Source organism: Marinimicrobium sp. UBA4509 (genome assembly GCF_002388575.1).
Classification (GTDB): Bacteria; Pseudomonadota; Gammaproteobacteria; order Pseudomonadales; family Cellvibrionaceae; genus Marinimicrobium; species Marinimicrobium koreense.
In genome coordinates this window covers 29,539-33,452 of sequence record NZ_DGMV01000054.1, presented here as the reverse complement: position 1 = coordinate 33,452, position 3,914 = coordinate 29,539, and the positions used below count along the sequence as shown (strand labels likewise).

At 54.7% G+C, this 3,914-nt stretch carries 5 protein-coding genes and 1 pseudogene; 1 reads left to right on the top strand and 5 read right to left on the bottom strand.

Annotated features, from left to right (window positions below; genetic code table 11):
• Window positions 1–379: pseudogene (locus B3520_RS17535) on the bottom strand (alkaline phosphatase family protein); the annotation flags it as partial.
• Window positions 380–1,063: 684 nt separating this feature from the next.
• On the opposite strand from B3520_RS17535, the gene B3520_RS10315 reads away from it, so the two are divergent.
• The gene (locus tag B3520_RS10315; protein ID WP_286804437.1) at window positions 1,064–1,669 is read left to right on the top strand and encodes a methyltransferase family protein; all 606 of its coding nucleotides are present in this window, start codon (window positions 1,064–1,066) and stop codon (window positions 1,667–1,669) included.
• Between the two features lie 38 nt (window positions 1,670–1,707).
• Here the strand turns inward: B3520_RS10315 and B3520_RS10310 are convergent, their stop codons facing one another.
• From B3520_RS10310 to B3520_RS17530, 4 genes are all read right to left on the bottom strand, one after another.
• A complete protein-coding gene (locus B3520_RS10310; RefSeq protein ID WP_286804438.1) occupies window positions 1,708–2,196 on the bottom strand; it encodes a DUF1993 family protein in 489 nt (162 codons plus the stop codon).
• Window positions 2,193–3,134 (bottom strand): hypothetical protein, encoded by a 942-nt coding sequence (locus B3520_RS10305; RefSeq protein WP_286804439.1) that lies wholly within the window; start codon window positions 3,132–3,134, stop codon window positions 2,193–2,195. Before B3520_RS10305 ends, B3520_RS10310 begins: the two co-directional genes overlap by 4 nt.
• Before the next feature lie 14 nt (window positions 3,135–3,148).
• The gene (locus tag B3520_RS10300; RefSeq protein ID WP_286804440.1) at window positions 3,149–3,673 is read right to left on the bottom strand and encodes a YybH family protein; all 525 of its coding nucleotides are present in this window, start codon (window positions 3,671–3,673) and stop codon (window positions 3,149–3,151) included.
• Window positions 3,674–3,768: 95 nt separating this feature from the next.
• The gene (locus B3520_RS17530; RefSeq protein ID WP_414673883.1) at window positions 3,769–3,888 is read right to left on the bottom strand and encodes a helix-turn-helix domain-containing protein; all 120 of its coding nucleotides are present in this window, start codon (window positions 3,886–3,888) and stop codon (window positions 3,769–3,771) included.
• Window positions 3,889–3,914: the final 26 nt, after the last annotated feature.

Sequence of the window (3,914 nt, the reverse complement as noted above, 5' to 3'; positions counted from 1 at the left end):
AAGGTGCGGGAGACCAAACCAGCAAATACATTGCGAATACTTCCGCGAACGAAATCAGGTGATTGCCCGCGTGTGCTGTGGTGAATACGGGTTTGCGGACACCACCGAAAAACCGTTCGGCCAGACTCTCGTTGGATTGAGTGCTGGGCAGCAATTTTTCCCGATGGTAGTAACCATGTGCTAGCGACCCCAACTCGGCGCTGGAGTCGACAGAGGCGCCTTCCAATTGCTCCTCATACAGGCCCAGTCGTTGAATAACGCAATGTATGGCGTGCAGCATGGGGCCGGCAACGTCATCGACGTAGACCTGATCGCCGGTCAGCATCAGAAGCGCGGGAGGGCTTCCTTCCTCCCTTGCTTTCTGTAACTCGTGATCCACTCGAGCAAGGCCATCCCGGGCCTTGTGGTGAGGGCGACGGCAAGAGCCGTGAAGCACTCGTGTGGCTCGCGAACAGAGCGTGAACCCGGGGGTCAGGTCGCCCCTGTAACACAAGTGGGGCGCCCAGTCCGCTATCCACCTGGGCTCCTCTGCCGGGTCGCTCGAAAGGCCCACATCGTAAGACAATCGCGTGTCGGTCGGTAACGGTGTATCCAGGGACAGCTCTATCAAGTAGAGCCAGGCGTGCTGACCGACGCGCAGTACTTGCTGCTCAGAGGGGTGTACCTCTCGATCAAGATACTGACCTTCTGAATCGGAGAGGCGGACCCTGAGGCACAGTTGCCGACGTGCGACCAGCCAGAGCGTCAGGCGGTCGGTAGTGCAACGGCGTAGCACGGGCCCCGCCAGCACCTCAGGGATACTTCGGTGATCATTATTTGGCAGGCTGCCCATTAAACGAGACTCCAATCCACCCAATCGATAGTGACAGTTTACTGACAAGTCTGGACAGATACAGTATGTCAGGGTTCCTGTGAATATGCATTGAGTCTGCCCTTCGCGGTTGAAGCGTCAACACGGGTTTCCAGAGAATTGTAAAGATTGCGCTATCAACCAGATTTGACTGGCCACAGCCCTGGGCAGTTCGTTAGTATCGGGGCGCTAGAGAGATAATAGGAACACTCCATGTACGATATCGATCAGCTCTCCAGACACTTCCTAGGGCTGTATTTCCTCTTTATAGGGGTGCACTACACCAGCACCAGTGTTGGCCTGTGGAAGCGTACCGGCATCAGCCACATTCGCTACGGCAACCGGGGCTCCGCCACCTGGTGGTACCGGCAGACGTTCAACCTGTTCCGCGCCGCCATTCTGGGGGTGTGTCTGGCTCGTATCGTCTGGCCCATCGATCCTTGGCTCGGCGTCTTCCCCGCGCTCTATCAGGCGCCGGTGCTACTGGCCGGCATGGCAATGCTGCTGGTGTCCTACGGCATCGTCAGTTACGTCCACGCCTATATGCGCAATGACTGGCGCTCCGGTATCGACCCGGACAAACGTCAGCCGCTTCTGACTCAGGGCCCCTATGGGCTTACCCGAAATCCTCTGTTCATCGGCATCATTCTCGGTCAGTTGGGATTGTTTCTGACCTTCCCCAGCGTGTTCACCCTGCTTTGTCTGCTGGTGGGCGCCGTCGTGATCGTACTGCAGGCGCGCCGCGAAGAAGTCGCATTGGGTCGGGCCTACGGAGTCGAATATCAGGACTATCGCCTGTTGGTGCGGCGGTGGTTATAGTGACTCTGAGTGGTGAGTTTCGTGGTAATTCAAATCCGTTACAAAAAGCAGAATCCTGCAGGGTATGAATGAATACCGTCGTAATCTCCCTTGCTCAGCTTGACTCCGTTTGCCCGGGCTATTGCATAGACCATACTCGCGTGAAACAGAAAATTTGGAATAATATAGTGGTATATGAACTCGGGCTCCGGAAGGTCTACTTCAGAGAAGCCGGCTTTATCCCTCAAGTGTCTGGTAGCGTCGAGCTGTTGAGCTTCTGGAAGACCGTTCAGGTAATTTGCCGTTTCCGTTATTTGGGCTTGAATAGCCGCTTTGCCTGATTCCTCCTTGATGAAGGAGACGATTTTCCTGTTTATCAACGGGCAATACCCTCGAAGTATAAAGTTGGCCGCGATTTTGGCGTTCGTCTCCAGATTGAACATGTCGTCAGCGAGTGACGATGCGAACGTTTCCGGAGGGATCTTGGCGACTATTGTATCCAGTTGGGACAAATAGCGTTGAAACACCTTCTTGATACTATGGTTCATTGTGGTTCCTGTCGTGAATGTTCTTGGTTTTTTGGGGTGTACAGGTATTGAGCGGCTTTCTCGCTCATTCGACGGTAGTCGTGCCCCACTCCTGGTACATGGATTTTTTGCCACGTAAAGTCGGCGTCTATATCCTCGGCAATGGCTTTTGATTCGCGGTAAAAATACTGGCCGCGCGAGAAACGGTGCAACCCTTGCACGTCGAGTTTATCGTTCCGGGCAAGGTGGCCCCGGGTTTCATCGGCGTTGTCCAGCTCGCCGAGAAATACCACCAGATTTCTCGAGAACGCTATACGGTGCGTCTTTTCCGATAAGGGACTCCCTTTTAAACCAAAGGGAAACTTGACGTCGAAGTCCGGTAGTGTGTACCACCCGGCGTTGGCGGCAATTAACCGATCCGCATGGACGCTGGTACCAAACAGTGCGAACCGGTGGATTATTTGGCCACCTGCGGAGTGCCCGAACATATCGTAGCGGTCCGCATCGATTCCGAACCGCTTGCGGGCATCCAGGAAAATGCCGTCAAAATCCTTGAAAAGCCATCGTCGTGGGTTCTGAGTGATCTCGTAGCTTGCGAACCCGGTCCTGGCTTCATTGATCGTCACATTGGTAAGCATTCCCGCGATATTGTAGTTCCAGAACTCCGGGTACCGTTCCTCTGCGTAGTGTGGCGAGATGACCAGCACTCCGTATTTCTCGGATGCGGTTTTCCAGGCATCCCGGTAGTCCCATGCATTGCGTCCGGCACCGGGCAACACCAGGAGTACAGGTGAGGAGGGCGCAAAAGAGTCGGGCTGGTGGTAGTAGACCTTGAGTCGGGTTTGCTGCTGGCCAGCGCCAGATGAGTAGGTGTAGTGACCTGAACCATTGGTTACCCGCTGTTCGTTGGCACCTGTGGGGAGTGCCAAAAGCCATGTCAGGACTATCAGTATACGCATTGTACCGTTGCTCCTTATTGACCGGGTGTGCGGCGCGGCCTGAGGTCCGAGATGATCTGTTGTGCTATCTGCCACTGCCCGGCTTGTCTGACCAGGACAAAGTTCAGGGACACCCGGCGCTGATCTCCGTCGACCGCTGATCCGGGCGAGCTGTGCAACTGACTGTTGATAACAACAACCTCCCCCAAATAGTGCCTGGATACCGGACGATAGGAGGCCATGGCCTCTTGCCACTGTGCAGGAGAAAAGCCGGGGAAAAGAACGGTCTCCAGAAACACCTGGAGATTGTCCCGTCCACGAAACGTGCGGCCAAACGCATTGATCCACTCCACATCCTGCGTGTGTGAAGCGGCTACGGCGGCTGCGTCTTGATTACGCCATGCTTTTCGAAATTCGAGGATAAAGGCGTCAATCTCTTGCGTCTGCTCTTGCGGGTTGGGAATGCCGTAGTCGCGATAGTCCGGTACAGGGTAAAAGCTCTGGGCCGACGACAGCGATGCCAGTAGCAGTAAAAACGTGGTTATCAGAAGTAATTTCATTGTCGATCTCCATGCGTCAACAGTATGTGTGGACTTTCAGGCACGGGAGTAACTATCTGTTTTACATGGGAAAAAGTCTTGCCGATTTCAAAAACTTATAGCCGATTGTGAAATTGGGCCCGGTATTGCGTCGGCGTCAGCCCGGTGTGGCGCTTGAACGCGCGATTGAATGGTCCGATAGAGCCATACCCCAGATCAAGTGCGATATTCATTATGGGAGTGGAGGCGTGTTGGGGCGACG